We start from the raw sequence: 25,641 nt of genomic DNA, 5'->3' as shown, positions 1-25,641 counted from the left end.
GAAAATTGTGTCTATTTTATTGCACTACAGCCTTCACGAACAGCATAAAGTTCAAGTCGATGATCAACCAGGCGGTAACCAAGCTTTTGCGCCATTTTACCCAAGAGTTCATGAATCTCATCATCAGAAAATTCAAGGACCTCACCGGAGTTCACATCAATCAGATGATCATGAACTCGCTCAGTTACCTCTTCATAACGAGCGCGCCCATCGCCAAAATCATGGCGTTCCAGTATGTTTGCCTCTTCAAAAAGCTTTACGGTTCGATAGACCGTTGCAATAGAAATCTTCGAGTCCAGTTTGGAAGCACGATGATAAACTTGCTCCACATCAGGGTGATCCGTTGAATCAGAAAGAACCCTTGCGATAACTCTTCGCTGTTCGGTCATTTTCAGACCTTTTTCAGCACAAAGAACTTCCAGTTTTGATGCCATGATAACCCTGAGATCGTCGTTAATGAATAAAGTCACTCTTTTGAATAATTCTAATTTACACAAAATGCGCTATCGAGAAAAGACCGATAACGCATTTTTTAAAACATCCCAGATCAAAGAAACTTGATTACTTTGTTCTATTGGCCTTTGTGCCCAAACCAATCTGTTTTGCCAAAGAACTACGTTGTTTCGCATAATTAGGGGCAACCATTGGATAGTCTTGCGACAAACCCCAGCGCTCGCGGTATTCTTCCGGAGTCATATTGTAAGCTGTTTTCAAATGGCGCTTAAGCATTTTGAGCTTTTTGCCATCTTCAAGGCAAATAATAAATTCAGGTGTAATAGATTTTTTAATTGATACAGCAGGTGTCGGACGCTCTGGTTCTTTTTTCTCTTCCTGCCCCAAAGTAGAGAGAGTTCCATACACTTCGCGAATTAATTGAGGTAAATCTGCCATTGCCACAGAGTTATTGGAAACATGGGCAGAAACAAGACTAGTTGTAAGTTCTACTAATTCTAATGAGGAATTATCTTCAGACATATTATGACTATTCTTTCTCGATACAAAATTATCTTATAATCATCAAAATATTACTTAACTCATAACATACCAGGAAGTGAATTAAAGTTATTTCCTAAAACTTTCAAGTTAATTTACATAAAATATTTATGATTATCCTCTCTATGCTAAGAATTTCTGGAGTACTTTAAATATCTACAGACATGACAACTGCATCAACAGTTGTTCCATCAAATTTGTGGTAGTATTTGGATCTTCGCGTAATTTCAACAAATCCCAACGTCTGATAAAGGGAAAGCGCAATAGTGTTTTCCTCGGACACTTCCAAAAACACCTTATTCACAGATGCTTGATAAAGTTGCTCAACCATCCTGCGCATAATTTTTTTCGAAAATCCCAATCCCCGAAAGTCAGGATCTATACAAAGTGTCAATATTTCAGCTTCGCCGACTACTTCTTGCCAAAGAATAAAACCGACAGGATTGGCATCCTGACAATAGACAAGGCCATTATTCGTTTTTTGAATAAGTATTGCTGAAATATCTTTTGCTTTCCATGCAGCATCAGGAAATGATCTCAAATGCATTTCTGCTAACAGGTCCGCATGTTCAAGAGCACACGGAATTATTTCCTCAGAACCATTCATTAAATCATCTAAAATGTTGTTTTATCTTTTGGTAAAGAAACATCCGGGGCCCGTAAATACAAAGGCTCAACAGACTGAGCTTCTCGATCAAAAAGCTCTTGCTCCAAAGCACACAGTAAAAGATTTCCAGCATCATCATTGTCCGAAGCCTTTGAAGAACGGACGGAACGGCCCGCTGCCTTCAGATCTTCAGCGACCTGATCAACGCCATCCCCAACCAAGAGTAAGTTACCATCAGGCAGTTTCCCGTTCAGATTCTCTGGGAGTACAGCAAAAGGCTCTGTCAAAGGCACAAGGCTTGAATCAAAGCTTTGAACGAATAAATCTGCTCGCTTGGCGTCAATCACAACAACGATCTGCGTATCAGCTATCTTCTCATCAGCAGGCACACCACGCGCCAACACTTCAAAATTACTTACCCCAACAAGAGGCTTGTTACACGCAAGAGCAAAACCTTGAGCTGCTGCTAACCCAATGCGAACCCCTGTAAAACCACCGGGACCTGTTGTAACAGCAAACCCGTCCATGTCCATCAGATCTCTACCGGTTTCCTCCAGCAGGTCTTGCACAATAGGTAAAAGACGCTCGGACTGCCCACGTCGCATGGTTTCCAATCTGGAGGCAAGCACCTGACCTTTGTCCATTATAGCAACAGAGCAAGAAGATCCCGCTGTATCCAAACCAAGTAATAATGAACTATCAGCACGCATTATCGCGAAATCATCCCTCTGACACTTAAATGAATTTTCCCCATAGCTTAGGCAAAACAATATAATGGCTTATATCCATGATCTTGCTTTGTTACAATTAAAGACAATCATCAATAATACCTTAATGATATTGCGCTAACCAGAGACCCGTATTAAAGCAACACCGACAGCCAAAAAAACAGAAACAGCGCATTATGTTCAAATCGAAACACTTTCAACTATTCTATCTTATCCTTGCCGTCGCCATCGGTATAAGTGGGTTCCAGAGAACAGCCTCTACGCAAGACATTGAAACTCCCGCTGAGAGTGACATTAAGAATGGTGCTGTCGTTGTTATGTATCAACGTTTCGGCGAAAATAGATATCCAACAACCAGCACATCCATATCAACATTAACGAACCACATTCAAGAGCTTCAAAACAAACGCTACAGTGTTTTACCTCTTTCTGATATCGTCGAAGCTCTCACACAAGATCAACCGCTGCCAGATCGGGCAATTGCAATCACAATTGACGATGCCTATGTTTCTTTTTACGAAAATGCGTGGCCAGAATTTAAAAAAGCAGGTCTGGCAATTACGCTTTTCATAACAACGTCAACTGTCGATCAAAATCGCCCAGGCTACATGACCTGGTCCCAGATCAGAGAACTGGCCTCGGACCCGCTTGTAACGATTGGCAATCACGCCAACGAACTCCGACACATTGCTCATTTACCTATTGAAGAACAAAAACAAGTAATCGAAAAGTCCAACCAAACCTTCAGGCGTGCTTTAGGCAAACAACCCTATCTCTTTGCTTACCCTTACGGCGAAATCAGCAATAGCTTACAAAACGTCTTGAAAGCGAATGGCTTCAAAGCTGCTTTTGGACAACACTCCGGCGCCATTGCCCGTAAAGCTGACTTAATGTCCTTGCCTCGCTATCCATTCAATGATCGATTTGGAACGATGGAACGTTTCAAACTGGCAATTAACAGCTTACCGTTACCAGTTTCAGCCGTTTTACCCGAAAATTTAACCCTTAATGATAGTACAAATCCGCCACTTTTCGGCTTCACAATAGGGTCAGAAATAAAACCCCGCGAAGATGGGTCTTATCGCGGGCTAAACTGCTACAGTTCACAAGGCGAGCTTACATTACAAGAGCTTGGTGGTGGACGTATCGAGGTCAGATTGATTGAACCATTCAAGCAAGGAAGAGCTCGTATTAATTGCACAATGCTTGGCCCAAAGGGGCGCTGGCGTTGGTTTGGGCAGCAATTCTATATCCCCTGAACACCTTTTCCAATCCCATAAAAACCGGAAATGAACAATCAGCTTCGGTTTTTTGTTTATTATCAGATGATCTCAGCACCTAGGCACTGGCGCGGACTTCAGAAACTTCAGGAATATAATGGCGCAGCATGTTCTCAATGCCCATTTTCAAGGTCGCAGTAGAACTTGGGCAGCCTGCGCATGCCCCTTGCATATGCAGATAGACAATACCGTTTTCAAATCCGTGAAAGACGATATCACCACCGTCCTGTGCCACAGCCGGGCGAACACGTGTATCCAATAGCTCTTTAATTTGGGACACAATCTCGTCATCGCCTTCATCACTTGCTTCAGCGTGGGAAGACATTGCTTCGGAAGCATCAGTGATAACAGGACGTCCTGCTGTAAAGTGCTCCATAATCGTACCAAGAATGGATGGCTTTAGAATATACCATTCTTTATCTTCTGATTTGGTAATGGTGATAAAATCACCACCAAAAAACACACCGGTCACGCCTTCAATTTCAAACAATCTAAGAGCAAGAGGAGAGTTTGAAGCCGCTTCTTTTGCTTCAAAGAAAGCCGTACCACCTTCAAGCACCGGACATCCGGGTAAAAACTTTAGAGTAGCTGGGTTTGGCGTCTGTTCTGTTTGGATAAACATATCTTGCTCGTTAAAAATCGGTCTATGATTATTGTTCTTATATGTAATCTTATAGGCGCTATTCAAGCCCCTATTCTATATGAATATTCATATAGAATATTTCTTTAGCTAATCTCGTCAATTTCAGCAGGCTCCAGATTATCGGGTACAACCGTAATCGGCACACGCAATTTACCAATATGTTTCCCCATCAACGCAGTCAAAAGCGGCCCCGGCCCCCCAGATCCAGAACTCGCGCCCAGAACCAGAATAGAAACCTGATCATCTTCGTTAACAAGCTTGACTAATTCATCTCGACGATCACCTTCGCGCATATAGAGAACAGGAATTTGCCCCGAGTATTCAAGCACTTCTTCACCCAGTTTATTCAACCGCGCTTCGGCTTCTTCGCGAGCTTCTTCCTGCATCAAGTCACCGACTGCTGCCCAGTGATTAAATTCGGCAGGCTCAATAACATACAAAAGCGCAACCCTCCCACCTGTATGCAAAGCTCGTCGACAAGCAAAACGCATTGCTTGCAACATTTCATCACTATCATCGACGACGACAAGAAAGATTCGATCTGTAGATCCATGATTACGGCATTTTTTACCATCAGTTTCCTGATCAATTTTCAGTTTTGTCGATTCTGTTTCACCCATACCTTATCCCTTACGGAAAACTAAATGACCGATCCAGCCGGATACCAAAGCAACCACAATAGCAATAACACCATACATCGCACTATGAAGATGTGCATAGTCATAAATTTCAGCTTCAACACCAATTTTTGATACCGTCAGGGGAGTTGTCCGCGCATCAATGATCTGACCATCACGCAAATGATAGACACTTACAGAGTACGTTCCCGTGGGGACATTCGCAGGTAATTCGAATTCTGTTCGGAAAAGATGTTCACCCAAGAAAACAATTTCCGCATTTTCTAACTGATAATTCCCGCTGCGGAGCAAATTCCGAAGCAAAGCTTCTTTCCATGAATCAGCCAGTTTGCCTGCAGCTTTTGTCACCGGAAGTTCGAGACCGATATTATCAAAACCAATAGCATTAAGCGCGCGTGTTGCCGAAGACGATATTTCTTCAATCGGCCCCGTCGAGGCGATGGAATAAAAACTCGGGACACTTTCAAAATTCATGGAAGCCGTATTCATCCAGATCCCGGCAACCTGTCCTTTTCGCTGGACCTTAAAATCCGTATCCGGCCCCCTGACAACCACAATAACCTCGCCCGGGGAATTTATACTGCCAAACAAAAGGATGCGGTCCCCAGAAAATCCCGCTGTAATGGCGACAAGATGGCTGGAAAGATCAGCTTCAATAGCTTTAGTTTCTTTTGCCGATAGTACAAAAAAAGATGAAAAGCCAACTGCAACAAGTACTTTCAGAACATCAATCCCACTCGCAAAAAAAAGTCGATGAACCAAAGAAACCATCAAAAATATCATTGCGTCATCTCCAGTGTATAGAGATCCGCAGGCTCAATCAAAAGATCAAGGAAGAGCTTGCCACAAACCATAACGACCAAAATACCAAGTAACAGACGTAACCAGTCTCCCTGCATCTTGGCACCAATCCGCGTACCAACCTGTGCCCCCAGTACAGAACCAACCAAAAGCAAAAGCGCGAGAACGACATCAACAGTCTGGTTTTGGGCTGCCTGTAAAAAAGTAACGTTCGCGGCAACAAAAATGATTTGGAAAAGTGATGTTCCGATGACCATCGCTGTGGGCATACCCAACATGTAAATCATTGCCGGTACAAGAATAAACCCGCCGCCAACACCCATAATCGCAGAGAGAACGCCTACAAAAAAACCAATTCCCAAGGGAAGAAGAGCTGAAATATAAAGACGGGATTTGCGGAAGCGCATTTTAAGCGGCAAACCGTGGAACCAGTTGTGTTCGTGTAACTTACCACGGGAAGCACCACCCGCTTTTCGACGTCGAAACACTGCTTTGATGCCCTCTAGCATCATCAGCAACCCGATAGTTCCGAGAAAAATCACATAGGATAGATTAATAACCAGATCAATCTGACCCAAACTCTTCAAAAAGGTAAAGAGGCCGACGCCAAGTGTGGATCCAATAAAGCCCCCCACCAGAAGGATCCACCCCATCAAAAAATCAACATTCCCCCGTTTCCAATGGGCAAAAACACCGGAAACCGACGATGCGATTACATTGTTTGCTTGTGTTGCAACGGCGACAGCAGGGGGAACACCGACAAATATTAGAATTGGCGTCATTAAGAAGCCGCCCCCAACACCAAATATCCCCGAAAGCAACCCAACACCCCCCCCCATTGCCAATAAAAGGAGTATGTCGACAGATATCTCGGCGATCGGCAGATAGATTTGCATTGCCGTCAGTCGCCCTTTCCATAGGTTTTCATTTTGCTCTACCCTGTTCTGCCGTTTCAAGCAGACAGTTTTTATTCACAGGCTTTCAAGGGAGTACCCCCTAAAAATCTATCCTGCTTCTCGAAAAAGGAAAAGAGGGGCCATTGAATGTTTTCCTTATTTTTCAACTTTTTGCTTAATATTTTTTTAATTTGACCAATTCCAAAAACGTAACATTGCTTTTCTTTTCAAAAGCTTCCCAACAGGAAAAGAGCATCCGATATCATCCAGATGCTCTTTTAGCCATAAATTTGGTGCCAGCGATTTTTTATACTGGTGCCATATAATTCAGCGTTTTACCTGCTCATGGACGCAAAAAACCAACCGCATCAAAAACTTCCTTCATCACAGGCTCTGCCAGTTTAGCAGCCCGATCAGCCCCCTGTTTGAGCACGGAATCAACATATGATTTATCATCCATCAAACGTTTCATTTCCGACCCCATCGGTCCCAGCCTGGTAACAGCAACATCTGTCAGGGATTTTTTAAAGTCGGCAAAACCTTTACCTTCGAACTCACCTAAAACATCAGCAAGCTCCTGATCGTTCAAAGCCGCATAGATAGACAATAGATTAAAGGCCTCAGGGCGTTCTCTGCGTGCATCGTCGAACAACTTACCATTTTCATCCAGAACTTCGGCGCCAGGAATCAAATGTGGGTCACTGGTTGCCTTTCTTATTTTTATGGCAACGGTATCGGCATCATCCATCATCGTAATACGACTGTAATCGGATGGATCAGACTTGCTCATCTTCTTGCTACCGTCCCGCAAAGACATAATGCGTGTCGCAGCACCAAAAATCAGTGGCTCCGGCACAGGGAAGAGATCAACGTCAAAGTCATTGTTGAACTTAATGGCAATATCCCGCGTTAACTCAAGGTGCTGTTTTTGATCTTCACCAACCGGCACATGGGTTGCTTTATAGGCAAGAATATCTGCAGCCATCAGGTTTGGGTATACATAAAGCCCTGTGGATGCTTTTTCCCGGTTTTTCCCTGCTTTGTCCTTAAACTGCGTCATCCGGTTCAACCAACCGATACGAGACACACAGTTAAAGATCCAGCCAAGTTCAGCATGGGCCGATACTTGGGACTGATTAAAGATAATATGCTTCTCTGGGTCAACACCGGCTGCCAGATATGAGGCAGCAACTTCACGTGTATTATCAATCAACTGCTTGGGGTCTTGCCAGACAGTAATGGCATGCATATCAACGACACAGAAAATGCACTCATAGTCATCCTGCAGGCGCACAAAATTGCGAATAGCGCCAAGATAGTTGCCAAGATGTAGGTTCCCTGTAGGCTGTACGCCCGAGAAGATACGCTTCATGGGAAAAGATCCATTCCAATAGCGGTTGATATAAAGATTCAAGAAAAGGCTTTATCGCCGTTCAAAACCCTGGGGTCAAGAGCTTGAACCAAGAGGCAAGACAAGGAATTAGCGGAACAAACCTTAAAAATTCTTGCCCCTGGTTCTCTAAAAATAACAGGCTATCTATTTTTTAGAGAAACTTTCAACTCGCTGTTTTCCTGCTCTTCATACAAATTAGCCAAAGCGCTGGACAGCTCTGGATAAAAGAACTCATAACCCATTTCAATCGCTTTTGAAGGTGTTAAATTTTGACCTTGTAGAAAGATTGCAGACATATCCCCAAGCATTCTTTTCAACAAAAAGCTTGGAATAGAAAAAATAACTTTTCTCTTCAAAGTGCGACCAAGCTCTTTCATAAAGTCTTTGTGACGAACAGTATTTGGCGCTGTAGCATTAATCACACCACTTATTGTTGAGTTTCTCAATCCAAAGTTGATTAATCCGAGAACATCTTTTAAATGAATCCAGGGCATCCATTGTTGACCTTGTCCCATAATAACTCCAAGGCCGAGGCGCATCGGCCTTGCCAAATTTGGTAAAGCTCCTCCGTTGTGCCCCAGTATAATACCAAACCTTAACCTTGATACTCTTACGCCGTATTTCTCTGCCTCAAGTGCCGCTGCTTCCCATTCCTGGCAAAACTCAGATATAAAAATCTTCTGCCCTTTACTTGTCTCATTGAGTAATTTTTCACCCCCATCTCCATAATACCCAACGGCAGAAGCACTGATCAAAACTTCAGGTTTAGTCTTTAATCTCGCAATAAGAGTAACCAAAGCATTTGTGATTTTAACTCGACTGTTACGAATTCTTTCACGGCGAGACCTAGTCCATGGAAGGCCAATAACCGCTTCACCGGCAAGGTTGATGATCTGATCAACCTTTGTGCTGGCTGAGATATCGTCTAACTGATCAAAAATAGTGACATTAACCCCAAAAGCATTTTCTGCCTTAGCTCTGTTTCTCGTTAATACAAGAACAATTTTCCCTTGTAAAAGTTGCTCGCGCACAACAGATTTACCAACAAATCCTGTCGCCCCTGTTATCAATACTGTTTTAGGGTTTTCAACGTAACCTGTAGTAATCGGATTTCGTATATGTTCGGGAGTTTGCAAGGGGCCGAGCTTAATCACGGCATAAAAATCCCGCACTCCCCAGAGAAATACGCCAATAGCATAAAGCGTCATAACCCAGGAAAGAACCCCATAATCAGCAGCTTTAATGGAACTCGCTTCCAAACTCCATCCCCAAAGGATTGGTAAAAGCAAAATCAAAACAGCCCCGTAATTCATCGCAAGTACAGTGTGTAACACACGTTCCAGAGGGGGTAACTTTCTCGTCATATCCTCCTCAATAAAATCCCAAAGAGTAATACCAACCTCAACCACTAATAGAATGATGACGATAATGCCGAAAATTCCATGCCATGTCGCCCACCCCAACATCAGAAATAAAGCTGCATAAATAAATTCGCGCGCGCTGTGGAGCATTAATTCCTTACGTGCACTAGGTTTGGAAGGAAGGGCCTCGGTTATTTCATGATGCCAAAGATTATCAAAGGCCCCCATAATACCCTGAAGAACAAGTAAACTAAGCACGAGTAGCATTCTGCATCTCCTCTTCTTTAAAATAACCGTCCTGAAAAGCAAGTTGGCCCAAGAAAGGATGATCAACCTCCAAAATGAATCGAAACCGATCACCCCCGACGTCACGGTGGGTAACATGAAGAGTTCCTGGACTCATGAATTTTGGAAGGCTTATCCGCTTTCCAAACAACTGCAGATAAAATTTTGTAGATATAAAATGAAGCGCACCTTCTGCTTCCATAAGCTTCAGCTTCATACCAAAGTGTTTACCGAAACATTCCAGTAAATCTTCTTTTTCGCTTACGACCTTTGTCGTGCGTGCAATTTGTTTTCTTTGTGAAGCAAAATAATAGTGCCGCTCCCAAACAACACCTCCTTCACGCTCTGGATCATCAAATGTAATCACATCACAAGGAACATCTTGCCCTCGAGACCAAGCCATCGGGCTTCCAATCAATCTGGCTGCATGCGCCATAAACAAGCCAATAAATGTAGCCTCAACCCGATGCATTTTACCGCGGTATAGATGTGTATTCCCAAATTGAGCATCACAACCAAATCGTTTCCGGATTGCTGGCTTTAATCTCAACCAAGCCTTATCCCCAAGTAAAAACCGGATATGAAGAGGATCAGGATCATTGAACTCAACCTGCTTATCCGTCCCAATTACAGACACTTTTTGAGAATCATAAGAAGAAATGTATTGGTTTTTTTGATATCCACACTTCATTCTTCCTCGCTTTCTGTAATTTCTGTTGAAACAGAAATTACTAATTAAAAAGATAGGGCAGATGAATATCTGCCCTATACCTATTTCCCTACAAATTTTGCAACCTTCGCACCCAGCTTCATTATCTTAATCAAAGTACCTTTGGGTAAACGGCTAATTTGCTCATACCAATTGGCGAGGTTCGTGATAAAGTCCAGCATATCCTGCATCCTTTTCAGACTTTCGGCAGGAATTTCATTTTCTTCAGATCCGTCAAGAACACATTGACGCAATGTTGTGAGAGTTGGTGCTATTTCTCTTTGCTTTCTGGCATTTGCTATTGTCAAGAGCATCTCCCAGAGATCATGTGTCGCTTCAAAATGATCTCTACGGTCGCCTAACACGTGAATGAGACTGATAAGCTCCCACCCCTGCAATTCCTTCAAGCTTGTACTAACATTAGAACGCGCTATGTTTAAAGTCTCGACAATTTCTTCTGCATGCATAGGTCTTGCAGCAAGATACAACAAAGCATGTATCTGAGAAACTGAACGATTAACCCCCCAGCGAGATCCCATTTCCCCCCAGTGAAGGACATAGCGTTCCATTGCAGGTGTAAGTTTCATAGGCAATTTCCGTAATTTCTGTCATTACAGAAATAAAAGAATATTACGAAAATGTCAACCCGAGACGCTCACAAAATATCACAAACAGAAAAAGGGCCGGAGGAATGATCCTCCGGCCCTTCTATTCGCAAAGAAATGCGTTGATTAGTTCCAGCTTTTTACAAGCTCGTCATAATCAACTGTTTCACCCTGTGGTTTCTCGTTCGCCAATTTGGCTTTTGGAGAACCAGGCTGATTCAGCCAGTAGCTGGCTTCTTTTTCTTCGTTCAGCTTAGGACCACATTCGCCCTGTACGCCTGCGCGTTCCAGACGGCCAAGAACTTTATCCTGAGCTGCTGCAAGTGAATCCATAGCTTCCTGAGGTGTTTTTGCACCAGAGCTGGCATCACCAATGTTCTGCCACCATAGCTGGGCAAGTTTTGGATAGTCAGGAACGTTGATGCCTGTTGGAGTCCACTGAAGACGGGCAGGTGAACGATAGAATTCAACCAGACCACCAAGTTTCGGTGCACGCTCTGTGAAGGATTCATGCTGGATGTCACTTTCACGAACGAAAGTAAGACCAACGTGGCTTTTCTTCAGAGAAACAGTTTTGGCAACAGTGAACTGCGCGTACAGCCAAGCCGCTTTACGACGATCAACCGGTGTGGATTTCATAAGAGTCCAGGAACCAGCATCCTGATAACCAAGCTTCTGACCTTCTTCCCAGTAAGGACCATGCGGGGAAGGAGCCATACGCCATTTTGGTGTACCGTCTTCGTTCACAACCGGAAGGCCGTCTTTCACCATGTCAGCTGTAAAGGCAGTGTACCAGAAAATCTGCTGCGCAACAGAACCCTGCGCAGGAACCGGACCAGCTTCACCAAAAGTCATACCCGGTGCTGATGGCGGAGCGTAAGCTTTGAGCCAGTCAACATATTTGGATACGGAATAAACAGCAGCCGGGCCGTTTGTCGCGCCACCACGTGCAACGGAAGAGCCAACCGGGCTACAACCTTCCATACGGATGCCCCATTCATCAACCGGGATACCGTTTGGAATGTTTTTGTCACCAGCACCAGCCATGGACAGCCACGCATCGGTGAAACGCCAGCCAAGTGATGGATCTTTTTTACCGTAGTCCATGTGGCCGTATACCGGCTTGCCGTCGATTTCTTTCACGTCATTTGTAAAGAAATCAGCGATATCTTCATAGGCAGACCAGTTAACCGGAACACCCAGATCATAGCCGTATTTAGCTTTAAACTTGGCTTTGATATCCGGATCAGAGAACCAGTCATAACGGAACCAGTAAAGGTTTGCGAACTGCTGGTCAGGAAGCTGATAAAGCTTGCCATCGGGGCCAGTTGTGAAAGATGTACCGATGAAATCACCCAGATCCAGATCAGGGTTGCTTACATCCGCACCTTCACCGGCAATCCAGTCAGAAAGCGGCACAACCTGCTGATAGCGATAGTGCGTACCAATAAGGTCAGAATCGTTGATGTAGGCATCATAGATGTTTTTACCGGACTGCATCTGTGTCTGCAGCTTTTCAACAACATCACCTTCACCGATCAGGTCATGGTTAACCTTGATACCTGTGATTTCATAGAAAGCTTTGGCAAGAGTTTTTGATTCGTACTCGTGCGTTGTAATGGTTTCAGAAACCACATTGATTTCCATGCCTTTAAAAGGCTCAGCAGCTTTTGCAAACCACTCCATTTCTTTCATTTGATCAGCTTTAGACAAAGTCGAAGGCTGAAATTCATTTTCTACCCAGTTCTTGGCTGCAGCTGCATCCGCATGTGCTGCACCAGCTGAGAGAACCAAAGCGACGGCTGTAAGAGCGCCGCCAATATAACGGGACTTCATTATTATATCTCCCTGTTGCTCTTCATTCAGTAAACGAGTTTGCCTCGTCACCCCACATTGCCCTCTGGGTGTTTACACCCATCTAAAAACGATGAATGCATAGACAGCGCTTACAACGAGGGCTCCCCACAATTGGATATCTGACATCAGAAGCCAACCGAGGTGAATAAAAGCACTGCCCAGTAGTGTAATGAACAATCGATCTCCACGGGTGGTATGAATCTTCAAAATCCCGACCTTTTCCCGTTCTGGAAATTTGATTGCCAAAACTGTCATTACAACAAGTGTTGTCGCAATGATCAGAAAGAAAATCGCCGTCGGCCAAGTCCAGGCCATCCAGTTCAAATCCATGATAGAGACCTCCCTTTAAACACGGCCCAGGGCAAAGCCCTTGGCGATGTAGTTACGAACAAAATAGATTACCAAAATACCTGGTATAATGGTCAACACTCCGGCGGCGGCCAACACACCCCAATCAAGACCTGACGCAGATACAGTACGCGTCATAGTCGCAGAGATCGACTTGGCATCAACAGATGTCAACGTTCTGGCCAGCAACAGTTCAACCCAAGAAAACATGAAGCAGAAGAATGCAGCAACACCGATCCCCGAAGAAATCATCGGAGTGAAAATACGGGTGAAGAAACGCGGGAAAGAATAACCGTCAATATAAGCGGTTTCATCAATTTCACGTGGAACGCCAGACATAAATCCTTCAAGGATCCAGACAGCCAACGGAATGTTAAACAGACAGTGCGCCAAGGCCACCGCAATATGGGTATCAAACAGTCCAACAGCCGAATAAAGCTGGAAAAACGGCAAGGCAAAAACCGCTGGTGGCGCCATTCTGTTGGTCAAGAGCCAGAAAAACAGATGCTTGTCACCCATAAAATTATAACGGGAGAAAGCATAAGCCGCAGGCAGAGCAACCAACAGGGTAATGATTGTGTTCAACACCACATAGATTGTCGAATTTATGTAACCGTTATACCAACTGGGATCTGTAAAGATCACCATGTAGTTGGCAAAGGTCAGATCCTGTGGCCAAAGGCTAAAAGTACTGAGAATTTCCTCGTTCGTTTTCAAAGACATGTTCAATAGCCAATAAATCGGCAACAGCAAGAAAACGATATAGAGAATAGTGACGAGAGCTTTAGTTTTCATAGCTTAAGACTCCGCTCTGTCTAAGTGGCTCATCACTGTAAAGAATACCCAGCTGAAGAGCAGAATGATTAGGAAATAGATCAATGACATCGCAGCGGCAGGTCCCAGATCAAACTGGCCAATCGCCATTTGCACCAAATCAATAGAAAGGAATGTTGTCGCGTTACCCGGTCCACCACCTGTTACAACGAAAGGCTCGGTATAGATCATGAAGCTATCCATGAAGCGCAACAGAACAGCAATCAAAAGTACGCGATTCATTTTTGGCAGCTGGATAAAACGAAATGTCGCCCATTTGCTGGCGCCATCAATTCTGGCTGCCTGATAATAGGCATCTGGAATTGACTGCAAACCAGCATAGCAAAGAAGAACGACAAGTGATGTCCAATGCCAGACATCCATGACAATAAGGGTTACCCAGGCATCAAGTGCGTTTTGCGTATAGTTGTATTCAATACCCAATCCATCCAGAACAGCGCCCAGAAGACCAATATCAATACGACCAAAAATCTGCCAAATCGTGCCCACCACGTTCCACGGAATAAGGAGTGGCAGCGCCATAAGAATCAAGCAAAATGGTACCCAGAGGCCTTTTTTCGGCATCGCCAAGGCAATGGCAATGCCAAGCGGGATTTCAATCGCAAGGATAATAAAAGAGAAAAGGAACTGGCGTCCCAGTGCACCGTGGAAACGATCAGAGCGAAGAACCTCCTGAAACCATTCAATACCAGCCCAGAAAAACTCGTTATTTCCAAAAGTATCCTGAAAGGCATAGTTAACCACCGTCATCAAGGGAATGACCGCAGAAAATGCCACAATTAAAACGACGGGAAGAACAAGCCACCAAGCGCGGTTATCGGACCATTTGTTCATGATCAAGCCTCCTCCACCAAATGACTATTGGCATAAAGATTCACATGCGTTGGATCAACAACAAGCCGCGCACCATCAGCTGGCACTTCGTCTTCTTCGTTGACCATCACTTTGAACTCGTAATCTTCCAAGCGTACGCTTGCCACCTTAAAGCGGCCGAGATCTTCTACGTTTTGAATAGAAACGGCCGGCCCGGATCCTTCGCGTGAAAGTGACAGGAATTCAGGACGGATGCCAACTTCTAATGAAGCACCTGCTGGAATGTTACTCAGACCCTGTTCCATTGCGAAAGCATGACCGGCGACCATTGCCTGTTTGCCATCAATATGGCAAGGCACCACATTCATGCCCGGAGAACCAATGAAATAACCGACAAATGTGTGCTTTGGACGTTCGAACAGCTCTTCAGGTGTTCCCATCTGAACAACGGCCCCATCGTACATAACAACAACTTTATCAGCGAAAGTCAGAGCTTCAGTCTGATCGTGTGTCACATACACCATCGTGTAGTTAAAGCGCTTGTGCAGGTGCTTAAGCTGAGAGCGCAACTGCCATTTCAAATGCGGGTCAATGACCGTCAACGGCTCATCAAACAGGATTGCTGATACATCGGCACGAACCAGACCGCGTCCCAGAGAGATCTTTTGCTTGGCATCTGCTGTAAGGCCACTGGCTTTACGCTTCAGGCTGTCGCTCATTTCAAGCAGTTCAGCGATTTCACGAACCCGCCCGTCAACCTCACTGGCACCAACGCCGCGATTGCGAAGCGGGAAAGCCAGATTGTCATAGACAGTCATGGTGTCGTAAACCACAGGGAACTGAAAAACCTGTGCAATATTGCGGTCTTCAGTTGCCTTGTTGGTAACAGCTTCTCCATCAAAAAGAATTTCACCATGTGTCGGCTTCAACAAGCCAGAGATAATATTCAGAAGTGTTGTTTTCCCACAGCCAGATGGGCCAAGCAGCGCATAGGCCCCACCATCTTCCCACACGTGATTAAGCTCTTTTAGGGCAAAATCCTGCGGTTCCTGAATGTGAGGCATATAGGAATGGGCCAAGCCATTCAATTCAATCTTCGCCATTATGCTTGCTCCCCAGCTGTACCCCAGGGACCAGCAACCAGCTTGCCATTGGTATCAAAAACAAAACACTTGGAAGGTTCCAAATAGACATCAATACTACTATCGATTTCAACTTCCTGCACGCCATGTGTAAGGCTGACCCAACGTTGATCAGCGAAATCCACATGCACAAAGCTTTCTGACCCGGTGATCTCCGTAACCGCTACTTTGGTTTTAAAAGGTATCATGCTTGAATCACTGTCGATGTGCAGATGATTTGGACGGAAGCCCAATGTGTAATCACCATCACCCACCCCAGACAGAACACCACTGGCCGGCGCAGAGAATTTTTCGCCGTGACTAACCACGCCACTTTTAATACTAACCGGCAAGGTATTGATTGGTGGATCAGAGAAAACATCAGCCGTCAATAAATCGCCCGGATTACGGTAAATATCGATTGTCGGCCCGAATTGTGTAATTCGTCCTTCATGCAATGTCGCTGTGTTACCCCCCAGCAACAATGCCTCTGTCGGCTCGGTTGTCGCATAAACGAAAATTGCACCCGTTTCTGCAAAAACCCGTGGCAATTCTTCACGAAGCTCTTCACGTAACTTGTAATCAAGGTTTGCAAGTGGTTCATCCAAGAGGACAAGGTCCGCGCCTTTGACCATGGCACGTGCCAATGCTGTACGCTGTTGCTGACCACCTGAAAGCTCAAGCGGTGTTCGATCCAACATTGGTTCCAGCTTCATCATCGCTGCTGCTTCACGAACTTTACGATCAATCTCGTCAGCCGGAGCGCGGGCAATACGTAATGGAGACGCAATATTCTCGTATACAGTCAATGCTGGATAGTTGATGAACTGCTGATAAACCATAGCAACATTGCGATCCTGAACCCGAACGCCTGTTACATCGATACCATCAAAGGAAATACGTCCCCGGGTCGGCTTGTCCAAGCCGGCCATAAGTCGCATCAAACTGGTTTTACCCGAAAGAGTCGGTCCAAGAAGAGTATTAAGCGTACCACGTTCCAAGCTCAGGTTAGCCTCAGCTATGTGTACTTCGTCTCCGACCGTCCTCCAGATATTCTCTAGAGATAACGTCATTTCAACCCCACGAAACTCAACTGAAAAGTTGGTTTTGTTTTCTATTTTTGTTTAGCAGGCTTTTGCCAATTTTTTAATGTTCAGCACCATCCATTCAGATAGTGCCTCCTTGTCTGCTCCCTTAATTCTCAGTCCTAGTTTACTTCGCCGCCACAGTACATCGTCCGCTTTCTGCGCCCATTCGTGGATCATCAGATAACGCACTTCTGCTTCATAAAGGTCAGCTCCGAAATTCTGACCCAAATCCTCTGGCGACGTTGCATTGCCAAGTAAAAGCGAACAGCGAGTTCCGTAACTCCGTATCAACCGCTCCGCATGGCTTTTTGTTATAAACGGATAGTCTTTTAGTAACTTAGAAACTTGTTCAGTTGCCTGTTCACAAGGGAAATCGCCCCCGGGAAGAGTAGCACCCTGCGTCCAAGCTCCCCCAATTTCAGGGAAAAATCCAGCAAGTTTTTCAATCGCATGTTCTGCAAGGCGGCGATAGGTGGTAATTTTACCGCCAAAGATATTCAAAGCAGGCGCACCATCAAGCTCATCAACTTTCAGGACATAATCCCGCGTTGCTTCCTGAGCCTGGCTTGCACCATCATCATAAAGCGGGCGCACCCCGGAATAGGTATGAACGACCTGATTGGAAGAAATTGACGCTTTGAAATAACTGTTAGACAGGCGACAAAGATATTCAATCTCGTCCTGAGAAATTTTTACGTCAGCAGGATCACCCTGAAAATCTTCATCCGTGGTCCCGATCAGCGTGAAATCTTTTTCATAAGGAATGGCGAAAACGATACGCTTGTCGTCATTTTGGAAAATATAGCAACGGTCATGATCAAATAGCTTAGGCACCACAATATGACTGCCTTTGACCATTCTGATAGAATGATGAGAAGAACTTTCCATCTCTTCGTTCAGAAACTTTGACACCCACGGACCAGAAGCATTTACCAGTACTTTCCCCTCGATCACCCGCCGCTCACCATCATTGGTATTTTCACAGGTGAGATTCCAGATGCCATCTTTGACCTTGGCATCAACACAGCGAGTACGACAGTGAATATCTGCGCCTTTATCACGAGCATCAATCGCATTAAGGGCAACCAAACGGGCATCATCCACCCAGCAATCAGAATATTCAAAACCCTTCGCGAAACCTTCTTTCAGCGGAGAGCCCGCTTCATCGGTTTTTAGGTTCAATCCATGGCTTGCAGGTAATTTTTTACGCCCGCCCAAATTATCATAGAGGAAAAGACCAATGCGAATAAGCCAGCCAGGGCGTTGGGATTTATTGTGCGGCAAAACGAAACGAAGCGGCCAGATGATATGCGGCGCCATCGCCCAAAGAGTTTCGCGTTCGATCAAAGCTTCGCGCACAAGACGAAACTCATAATGCTCGAGATATCGCAATCCCCCATGAATAAGTTTGGTACTAGCAGAACTGGTCGCTTGCGCCAGATCACTTTGCTCTACAACGCATACCGAGAGCCCGCGACCCGCAGCATCCCTTGCGATACCGCACCCATTAACGCCACCACCAACGATGACCAGATCATAAGTCTGACCGCTCACAATACCTCCCCAACACAACGCTAAATGATGAACAGCACTGCACTATTCGAATCTTTCGGAATGAGTTTCCTTTTAGTTTCGTTTGTACGCTATTCGAAGATTCAAAAGATCGCAAGCGAAAATTTTTATTACATTTTTATGACAATTCAGATTCGATGAGGCGAACACCGCTATCCCTACAGATTTTCCTCAGGTTTTCTGATTCAAGACTGTCTGTGACAAAGGTATTAATTTGATCAAATTCTGCGACACGAACAGGGGCCGTCCGTTTCAGTTTCATTTTATCCGCGCATAATATGACGTGGTGAGCGTTATCAATTATGGCTTGGGCGACTTTCGCTTCACGTAGATCGAAATCCAACAAAGACCCATCTTCGTCTACTGCTGAAGTCCCGATAATGGCAAAATCCACCTTAAATTGCTTTATAAAATCAACAGCGGTCTCGCCCACGACACCACCATCGGAACGCCGAACCATCCCCCCGGCGATAATCACATCAATAGAAGGCGCTGGGCGTAGTATATTGGCAACATTGATATTATTGGTAATAACAAGTAAATCTTTCTTGCTCAACAAACACTGCGCAACCTCTTCAGTTGTTGTACCTATATTGATAAAAAGAGAACAGTTATCCGGTACAAGATCTGCTGCGGCTGCGCCAATTCCTCTCTTTTCGTCCTTGGCAATCATCCGCCGTGCGTCATAGCGCAAATTTTCGACACCTGCCGCAAAAACCGCCCCGCCATGGATTCTTTTCAGTATGGCCCGCGCACATATTTCGTTGAGATCTTTGCGTATGGTCTGAAGAGAGACTTCGAAACGCGCAGCCAGCTCTTCCACCAAAACACGCCCTTCTTCCCGCGCAAGCCCCACAATTTCACGCTGTCTGGGATTGAGAGTGTCCATTTTAATTCCCCTGAACTGATGTTCTTATTTTATATTAAGCACAGTTTAAAATGACTTCGCTAAAAACGAAAGCAGAAAGCCTTCGTTTTTCGAAAATCGAAACTTCTTTAATCAAAATCTTATTTAAGTTGAGCCTACAGTTTGTCGTCTCACAGAAAGATGATTGGACGAAAGTCTTTTTAAATCCCTTAATTTGTATCGCCAACATGCTCCTATCAATTCCTTAGCGGACCAAACCCTCGACAGGACAAGACAATGACCAAAGTTATCGATTACTACCACTTTCTTCTCTCCCCCTGGAGCTATCTCGGCATAAAGCATTTCAACTCTATCGCGGCAAAACACAACGCCGTTGTGAATTACAAACCCATAGCTGTAATGGATACTTTTGATAACATGGGCAGCACCCACCCAAGCAAACGACATCCATCCCGCATGAAACACAGAATGGTCGAATTAAAGCGCTGGTCCAAACACCTGGGTATACAGATGAATTTTGAACCCGCCTTTTGGCCCGCGGACCAAACCCTCGCCGCACAAATGGTTTATGCAATTCAGGACTCTGACGGAAATGCTGGTCCCTTCAGTGATGCAATTCTAACAGCCGTGTGGGCACAGGATAGAAACATCGCAGATGAAACTGTTCTCGCTGAAATTGCCCGCGAATGCGGCTTTGATTCAAACACGCTCATCGCCCAGGCAAAAAGCGATGCGATGGCGCAGATCTATACCAAAACCACCAAAGAAGCACACGAGCGAGATGTCTTTGGATCTCCTACCTATATCTATAACGGTGAGAATTTCTGGGGGCAGGATCGTATAGATTTTCTGGATAAGGCTCTGTCAGAATAACAAGCTGGCAAATTAACCTGTTAGCAGATGAAATCATCGCAAGCTCGGCACATTAATGGTGAAAGACAAACACTGTCTTTCACCATTTCACTGAACGCCTCTCAACCTTTACGCTTTGCCACGCCGGAACATTGCCGAAAAATCAGCAGGACGGACTGCCCCGAGCAACAGCGACAACAGTGCATAGACAACCAGACCAGCGCCGATCAAGGCCGAAAGTGCCGCAACTTTTTCGTAAAGCGCGCCATCAAACCACGGACGCAACCAACGCATTCCCGACCAAAGCACACCGCCCATAACCACAGAGGAAGCCAGTATCTTTGGCAATCTGGAAATAAACCGACCATCAAGGGTTAGATGGTCTTTACGCACCAGTACAATCCAAAGCATCAAAACATTCACCCAAGATGAAATCGCCGTTGCCAAGGCAATCCCGACATACTGAATAAACTGAAAAAGAGCCAGGCTAAGCGCTATATTGATGACTATGGAAATCAATGCCAGACGGAAAGGCGTTACTGTATCTTCCCGCGCGTAAAAAGCAGGTTGCAGGATTTTCACAAGCACATAGGCCGGAAGCCCTGCCGCATAGGCCATAAGCGCAATCGCTGTTGCATCACTTGCTTCCCGGGCAAACTCTGCCCTTTCGAAAAGTGTCACAACAATAGGCCAAGGCATTACAATCAGCGCAACCGTCGCAGGAAGCGTTAACAACAACGCCATTTCCATCCCTCTGTTCATGCTGTTCATCGCCCCTTTTTGGTCATCGGCTTTTAACCGACGAGCAAGTTCTGGCAAGAGAACAACACCAAAGGCAATACCAATCATACCCAAGGGTAATTGATAGACACGTTCTGCATAATAAAGGAAGGAAACACCGGATTCCTGAAAGGTAGAGATCATGGTGCCAATAACAACATTAATCTGCATAGCCCCGGCAGAGAGAACACCGGGAACCATACGCCGCATTAACGTCTTTACATCGCTCGATATCCTTGGCAACCGCATTCTCATGTTCAGGCCAGCCCGCTTCAGAGCGATATACAACAAAAGCATCTGACCAAACCCTGCGGCAGCTACAGCCCATGCCATCGCCTGACCTGGATCGGGCACCTGCGGAACAATAAGCAACAAGGTAATAATAAAAAATATGTTCAGTAAAATAGGGGCAGCAGCAGCAGCAGCAAAACGCCCCAATGAGTTCAACATACCAGAAAACAGCGCAACAATGACCATGAAAAACAAATAGGGGAAGGTGATCATGTTAAGCTGTTCAGCGTACGCCAACTTAGAGATAAATTCGCCAGGAATGGCCAGCGCCTGCTCAAGTCCCGTTGGTTTAAGATTGATCGCTTCCTGTGTTGAAACTTTCAGAGCCCAATCTTCAAAACCCGGTGCAAGCGCGTAAGTAACCCAAGGCATTGATGCCATGGCCCCAAAGGTCAACAACAGCATAAATGTAAACATAACCGCATGAGTTTGTTCGGCAAATGTCTGCGCAGCTTCCCGTCCTTCGGCTTCAACCTTTCCAGCATACAAGGGAACAAAAGCGGCGTTAAAAGCCCCCTCGGCAAACAATCGACGAAATAAATTCGGAAGCCTGAAGGCTACAAAAAAAGCATCTGCAATCGGCCCCGCACCCAGGAACGCAGCGACAAGAATATCGCGCGCAAACCCAAGAATACGGCTTAAGCCAGTAAAGCCGCTTACAGTTGCCAGATTACGAACCAAGGACATTCAGATACTCCGCATAAAACTCACAAAGGGAGTTTCTTGTCTTCATTAAAACTTTCCCCCATGTCAGCACTCTTTGTAGAGGATGCCTATGTGATTTGGAAGAGAATGATTTAGCAAGGTCATACGCCCTTGTCGTGTAACATCTGTGAAAAGGACCCAGACACAAACTGTGTTTTGAATAGAATTTTAATCCTGAAGCGGCGTTCCAAAGCCAATATCGATATAATCCCGCTGCCTGACTTTGTTATAATATAGCTGCTTGTCTTCTCTTTGATGCCATTCAATTTTCTCAATGACATCATCTATGAAAACCAGGAAGTGATAATCCCCCTTATCAGATGAAAGCGGATATCCGACTGATTCAGACACATGAACCAAACCCGATTCATAATAACCTTCTAAAATCGCCCTCATCCCACAGGGAAAAGAGGCAACTTTGTACAGCTCCTTATAGGCATCCCCTTTTCGATCCTTTGCAACAAACTCAGAATAATCGCGCCCTGTTGGATCAAACCCTAAACGGTTAGTAATTCCCGTGCCCACAAGCCTGAGGATTGATTTCCCGAGGGTACTCAAATCATGGATTAAAATGTGAGATAGGATGTTTTTGATCGCTGCCGGATTAAAATCACTTTTCCTGGGCACAGTTTGACCACTGGAATATTTCAGTTCCCACCAATAGTCATGCAACCGCTGGCAGCGGGGACTGGTAAAACTCAGTGACGAAGCTGACTTCATAGACTAAATCCACAGAAAAACAGGCTACTGTAACAGTAATTTACCCTAAAGAGGGTTAATCAAGCATTGAGCACTTCCAGCAATTTTTTCTGGATATTTTTAACCTTTTGCTCGGAAGAAACTTTATCACCCAACGCAGACTGGACATAAAAGACATCAACAGCACGTACTCCATAGGTCGCAATTCTGGCAGAATGAACCAATAATCCCAGTTTGGTAAGCGCCTGTGTCAGAGAGTAAAGAAGTCCCGGACGATCCTGACCATTGATCTCTAAAACGGTATAACTTTCGCTGGCTTTATTGTCGACCAATACCCGCGGCTTAACCTTCAAAGCCTTATGCACTCTGCTTGGCAGTCTGGTTGGAAGACCTTTAAGTAGTTTTGCAGCTTTCAGCTCACCGGTTAAAGATTTCTCGATCGCAACTTCCAGCTTCTCAAGCCGTTCCGGATCATTAATCACACTCTTAGTTTGGGCATCAGCAATATAAAAGCTATCCAAAGCCATTCCATTTCTCAAAGTGTGAATGGTCGCGCCTTCAATAGATGCTCCAGATACCGCCAAAGCCCCCGCGACTCTGCTAAACAAACCCGGATGATCTGCCGCATAAATTGTGACCTCGGTGATTTGGCGATAAGTATCAACCCGAACTTCGGATATGTAGGACAGTTTATCCTTTTCAGCCCTGCGGATAAATTCTGCGCGACGCTTTTGTGTTTCCGTATCAGTTGAAATCCAATAAGAAACCGTACCAAGTTCCAGATGTTTTGCAACATCCTGCGCTGGCCAGTGCGATAACTCTTTGGTTAGAGCCTCCCACGCAACCTGAACTCTTCGCTCCTGACCTTCAGCAGCCAATCCTCCTGATAAAAGTTCTTCCGTGCGCCAGTAAAGATCACGTAACAATGCCGCCTTCCACGCATTCCAGACATTGGGGCCAACCGCACGAATATCTGCAACCGTTAAAACCAGCAACAATCGCAAACGTTCAGGAGATTGCACAATCTCGGAAAAATCCTGAATGGTTTTCGGGTCGTCTATATCCCTTGAAAAAGCAGTCTCACTCATCGTCAAATGATACCGAATCAGCCACGAAACAGTTTCAGCCTCTTCAGATGTTAATCCCATACGTGGGCATATTCTCTGGGCAATTTTGGCGCCTTCGATTGAATGGTCTCCTAAACGTCCTTTGGCAATATCATGAAGAAACACCGCGACGTAGAGTACTTTTCGGGATAAAATTTTATGAACAACTTCGCTGGCAATCGGCGCTTCTTTTTTGAGTAATCCCTTTTCTATCTGATGTAAAATACCCACCGCAAACAATGTATGCTCATCAACAGTATAATGATGGTACATGTTAAATTGCATAAGCGCTTCTACACGCCCAAAATCCGGGACAAAGCGCCCTAAAACACCTGACTCATTCAGTCTGCGTAACGTTTTTTCTGGATCTTTGGGGGACGTGAGAATATTCAAAAACAGATGACTTGCTGTTTCATCTTCACGCACACTTTTTTTAATTAACCTCAGAGACTGTGTAATTTTACGCAGTGCTGCGGGATGAATATCAAGGTCATGCTTTTGGGCAACATGAAAAATACGTAGCATTTCCACAGGATTTATTTCGATCGAATCATCCTTGCGAAAAGTTAATCGATCCCCCTCGAGGCGGAATTTCTCAACAGAACGTTTTCGTTTCAGAAAAGGTAACGGAAGTCGAAAACCGGATCTTCGATTATGCTCTGCCTCCAAAGTAGCACAGAAGATACGGGTCAGCCCCCCGACCTCTTTTGCGACAATAAAGTAATGTTTCATCATCCGTTCGACACCTTTTGTGCCAGCGTGATCCGTATAATGCATCCAATCTGCCAGTTCACGTTGTACATCAAACGACAAACGTTCTTCGGGCCTGTTCGTTAAATAATGTAAGGCGCAGCGCAAGGACCACAAAAATGCCTGGGCTTTTTCAAACTGTCGCACTTCCTGGCGCGTGAAAATTTTCTTTTCAATCAGACTGGCAATATCATCAACCTGATAAATAAACTTCGCGATCCAAAAAAGAGTATGAAGATCTCGCAATCCTCCTTTACCCTCTTTGATGTTCGGTTCCAGCGTATAGCGAGATCCCCCTACTTTTTTGTGTCGCTCGCTTCGTTCATTGAGTTTTTGTTCAATAAACTCTGCTCCGTGGCCAGAGCGAACGACGCGGTCATAGGTTTTTCTGAGCTTGGTATAGAGAGCAATATCGCCACATAGGTAACGAGCTTCAAGGATAGCTGTATTGATCGTCAAATCGGATAGAGAACTCCGAATGCATTCCTTTACATTTCGAACGGAATGGCCGACTTTGAAATTAAGATCCCAGAGGAAGTAAAGCATGGCCTCAACCACCTGCTCTGTTCTGGGGACACTCTTGTAGGGTAGCAGAAACAACAAATCGACATCGGATTGAGGCGCAAGTTCACCGCGACCATAACCGCCAACGGCAATAACTGTAAAAGTTTCACCTTTAGAACGCGACCCAATAGGATAGAGTTCTTCATCAACAAATTTGAAAACCAGTTTCAGGATTTGATCAACCAGAAAACAGTTCGCACGAACAACCATTGTCCCGGAAGATTTCTTATCAAAACGTCGGCGAACCTCGGCATGACCTTCTTGCAAAGCATCACGTAAAAGTACCAACACTTTGTTACGCTTGATCTGTCCCTTTTCATCTGCTGCACAGATCTCAGCAATCGCATCCTCAAGTTTAGAGGCAGGAAAAATCGCCGGCTTGTTCTTCACGTCCTGATGATACGCATAATCGAGAGATGTTATCGGCATGCAATCCTGCTTTTACAACTTATAT

The 25,641-nt window shown here is 45.1% G+C and carries 25 protein-coding genes; 2 read left to right on the top strand and 23 right to left on the bottom strand.

Annotated features, from left to right (window positions below):
- Positions 1 to 11: 11 nt before the first annotated feature.
- The 4 genes from D9A03_RS17110 to tsaB form a co-directional block, all read right to left on the bottom strand.
- Positions 12 to 434: a Fur family transcriptional regulator gene (locus tag D9A03_RS17110; protein WP_120498412.1), complete on the bottom strand. Its 423-nt coding sequence runs from the start codon at positions 432 to 434 to the stop codon at positions 12 to 14.
- A 127-nt stretch (positions 435 to 561) separates the two neighbouring features.
- The gene (locus tag D9A03_RS17105) at positions 562 to 975 is read right to left on the bottom strand and encodes a MucR family transcriptional regulator (protein WP_120498411.1); all 414 of its coding nucleotides are present in this window, start codon (positions 973 to 975) and stop codon (positions 562 to 564) included.
- A gap of 166 nt (positions 976 to 1,141) precedes the next feature.
- A complete protein-coding gene (gene rimI / locus D9A03_RS17100; RefSeq protein ID WP_120498410.1) occupies positions 1,142 to 1,600 on the bottom strand; it encodes a ribosomal protein S18-alanine N-acetyltransferase in 459 nt (152 codons plus the stop codon).
- Between the two features lie 8 nt (positions 1,601 to 1,608).
- On the bottom strand, positions 1,609 to 2,310 hold the full coding sequence (gene tsaB / locus D9A03_RS17095; RefSeq protein ID WP_120498409.1) for a tRNA (adenosine(37)-N6)-threonylcarbamoyltransferase complex dimerization subunit type 1 TsaB: 702 nt from the start codon (positions 2,308 to 2,310) through the stop codon (positions 1,609 to 1,611).
- A 194-nt stretch (positions 2,311 to 2,504) separates the two neighbouring features.
- Here tsaB and D9A03_RS17090 point away from each other — a divergent pair, with 194 nt between their 5' ends.
- Positions 2,505 to 3,587: a polysaccharide deacetylase family protein gene (locus D9A03_RS17090; RefSeq protein WP_120498408.1), complete on the top strand. Its 1,083-nt coding sequence runs from the start codon at positions 2,505 to 2,507 to the stop codon at positions 3,585 to 3,587.
- Positions 3,588 to 3,666: 79 nt separating this feature from the next.
- On the opposite strand, the gene D9A03_RS17085 is transcribed toward D9A03_RS17090, so the two are convergent.
- The 16 genes from D9A03_RS17085 to D9A03_RS17010 form a co-directional block, all read right to left on the bottom strand.
- On the bottom strand, positions 3,667 to 4,230 hold the full coding sequence (locus tag D9A03_RS17085) for a NifU family protein (RefSeq protein ID WP_120498407.1): 564 nt from the start codon (positions 4,228 to 4,230) through the stop codon (positions 3,667 to 3,669).
- 104 nt (positions 4,231 to 4,334) lie between these two features.
- Positions 4,335 to 4,871, bottom strand: a complete 537-nt coding sequence (locus D9A03_RS17080) for a universal stress protein (protein WP_120498406.1) — start codon at positions 4,869 to 4,871, stop codon at positions 4,335 to 4,337.
- Between the two features lie 3 nt (positions 4,872 to 4,874).
- Positions 4,875 to 5,672 (bottom strand): TIGR02186 family protein, encoded by a 798-nt coding sequence (locus D9A03_RS17075; protein WP_120498405.1) that lies wholly within the window; start codon positions 5,670 to 5,672, stop codon positions 4,875 to 4,877.
- Positions 5,669 to 6,586 carry a sulfite exporter TauE/SafE family protein gene (locus D9A03_RS17070; RefSeq protein ID WP_120498404.1) on the bottom strand — a complete coding sequence of 306 codons (918 nt, stop codon included), beginning with the start codon at positions 6,584 to 6,586 and terminating at the stop codon, positions 5,669 to 5,671. Before D9A03_RS17070 ends, D9A03_RS17075 begins: the two co-directional genes overlap by 4 nt.
- Positions 6,587 to 6,929: 343 nt before the next feature.
- Positions 6,930 to 7,958: a tryptophan--tRNA ligase gene (gene trpS, locus D9A03_RS17065; RefSeq protein ID WP_120498403.1), complete on the bottom strand. Its 1,029-nt coding sequence runs from the start codon at positions 7,956 to 7,958 to the stop codon at positions 6,930 to 6,932.
- 161 nt (positions 7,959 to 8,119) lie between these two features.
- A complete protein-coding gene (locus D9A03_RS17060) occupies positions 8,120 to 9,607 on the bottom strand; it encodes a TIGR01777 family oxidoreductase (protein ID WP_162938219.1) in 1,488 nt (495 codons plus the stop codon).
- A complete protein-coding gene (locus tag D9A03_RS17055) occupies positions 9,591 to 10,262 on the bottom strand; it encodes a DUF4166 domain-containing protein (RefSeq protein WP_162938218.1) in 672 nt (223 codons plus the stop codon). The genes D9A03_RS17060 and D9A03_RS17055 overlap by 17 nt, the downstream gene beginning before the upstream one ends.
- A 134-nt stretch (positions 10,263 to 10,396) precedes the next feature.
- Positions 10,397 to 10,921 (bottom strand): GbsR/MarR family transcriptional regulator, encoded by a 525-nt coding sequence (locus D9A03_RS17050; protein WP_120498400.1) that lies wholly within the window; start codon positions 10,919 to 10,921, stop codon positions 10,397 to 10,399.
- A gap of 144 nt (positions 10,922 to 11,065) precedes the next feature.
- Complete coding sequence (locus tag D9A03_RS17045; RefSeq protein WP_120498399.1) at positions 11,066 to 12,775, bottom strand: ABC transporter substrate-binding protein; 1,710 nt, start codon at positions 12,773 to 12,775, stop codon at positions 11,066 to 11,068.
- A gap of 72 nt (positions 12,776 to 12,847) precedes the next feature.
- The gene (locus tag D9A03_RS17040; RefSeq protein ID WP_120498398.1) at positions 12,848 to 13,126 is read right to left on the bottom strand and encodes a DUF2160 domain-containing protein; all 279 of its coding nucleotides are present in this window, start codon (positions 13,124 to 13,126) and stop codon (positions 12,848 to 12,850) included.
- A 15-nt stretch (positions 13,127 to 13,141) separates the two neighbouring features.
- Positions 13,142 to 13,939 (bottom strand): carbohydrate ABC transporter permease, encoded by a 798-nt coding sequence (locus D9A03_RS17035; RefSeq protein WP_120498397.1) that lies wholly within the window; start codon positions 13,937 to 13,939, stop codon positions 13,142 to 13,144.
- Positions 13,940 to 13,942: 3 nt separating this feature from the next.
- Complete coding sequence (locus D9A03_RS17030; protein ID WP_120498396.1) at positions 13,943 to 14,812, bottom strand: carbohydrate ABC transporter permease; 870 nt, start codon at positions 14,810 to 14,812, stop codon at positions 13,943 to 13,945.
- Positions 14,813 to 14,814: 2 nt separating this feature from the next.
- Complete coding sequence (locus D9A03_RS17025; protein ID WP_120498395.1) at positions 14,815 to 15,894, bottom strand: ABC transporter ATP-binding protein; 1,080 nt, start codon at positions 15,892 to 15,894, stop codon at positions 14,815 to 14,817.
- Entirely contained in the window at positions 15,894 to 16,985 is a 1,092-nt protein-coding gene (locus tag D9A03_RS17020) for an ABC transporter ATP-binding protein (protein ID WP_120498394.1), read from the bottom strand. The genes D9A03_RS17025 and D9A03_RS17020 overlap by 1 nt, the downstream gene beginning before the upstream one ends.
- A gap of 51 nt (positions 16,986 to 17,036) precedes the next feature.
- Positions 17,037 to 18,554 carry a glycerol-3-phosphate dehydrogenase gene (glpD, locus tag D9A03_RS17015; RefSeq protein ID WP_120498393.1) on the bottom strand — a complete coding sequence of 506 codons (1,518 nt, stop codon included), beginning with the start codon at positions 18,552 to 18,554 and terminating at the stop codon, positions 17,037 to 17,039.
- Positions 18,555 to 18,690: 136 nt separating this feature from the next.
- Positions 18,691 to 19,461: a DeoR/GlpR family DNA-binding transcription regulator gene (locus tag D9A03_RS17010; RefSeq protein WP_120498392.1), complete on the bottom strand. Its 771-nt coding sequence runs from the start codon at positions 19,459 to 19,461 to the stop codon at positions 18,691 to 18,693.
- Positions 19,462 to 19,716: 255 nt separating this feature from the next.
- Between D9A03_RS17010 and D9A03_RS17005 the strand changes: the two genes are divergently transcribed.
- On the top strand, positions 19,717 to 20,313 hold the full coding sequence (locus D9A03_RS17005; protein ID WP_120498391.1) for a 2-hydroxychromene-2-carboxylate isomerase: 597 nt from the start codon (positions 19,717 to 19,719) through the stop codon (positions 20,311 to 20,313).
- Between the two features lie 108 nt (positions 20,314 to 20,421).
- On the opposite strand, the gene murJ is transcribed toward D9A03_RS17005, so the two are convergent.
- The 3 genes from murJ to D9A03_RS16990 all read right to left on the bottom strand — a co-directional run bounded on the left by murJ (position 20,422) and on the right by D9A03_RS16990 (position 25,616).
- Positions 20,422 to 22,050, bottom strand: a complete 1,629-nt coding sequence (gene murJ / locus D9A03_RS17000; RefSeq protein ID WP_120498390.1) for a murein biosynthesis integral membrane protein MurJ — start codon at positions 22,048 to 22,050, stop codon at positions 20,422 to 20,424.
- 186 nt (positions 22,051 to 22,236) lie between these two features.
- Complete coding sequence (locus D9A03_RS16995; RefSeq protein WP_120498389.1) at positions 22,237 to 22,788, bottom strand: PAS domain-containing protein; 552 nt, start codon at positions 22,786 to 22,788, stop codon at positions 22,237 to 22,239.
- Between the two features lie 59 nt (positions 22,789 to 22,847).
- Positions 22,848 to 25,616: a [protein-PII] uridylyltransferase gene (locus tag D9A03_RS16990; RefSeq protein WP_120498388.1), complete on the bottom strand. Its 2,769-nt coding sequence runs from the start codon at positions 25,614 to 25,616 to the stop codon at positions 22,848 to 22,850.
- Positions 25,617 to 25,641 lie beyond the last annotated feature (25 nt).

Source organism: Kiloniella sp. EL199 (assembly GCF_900313065.1).
Classification (GTDB): Bacteria; Pseudomonadota; Alphaproteobacteria; order Kiloniellales; family Kiloniellaceae; genus Kiloniella.
The sequence above is the reverse complement of the archived record's forward strand: the minus strand, read 5'-3'. Positions and strand labels throughout refer to the sequence as shown.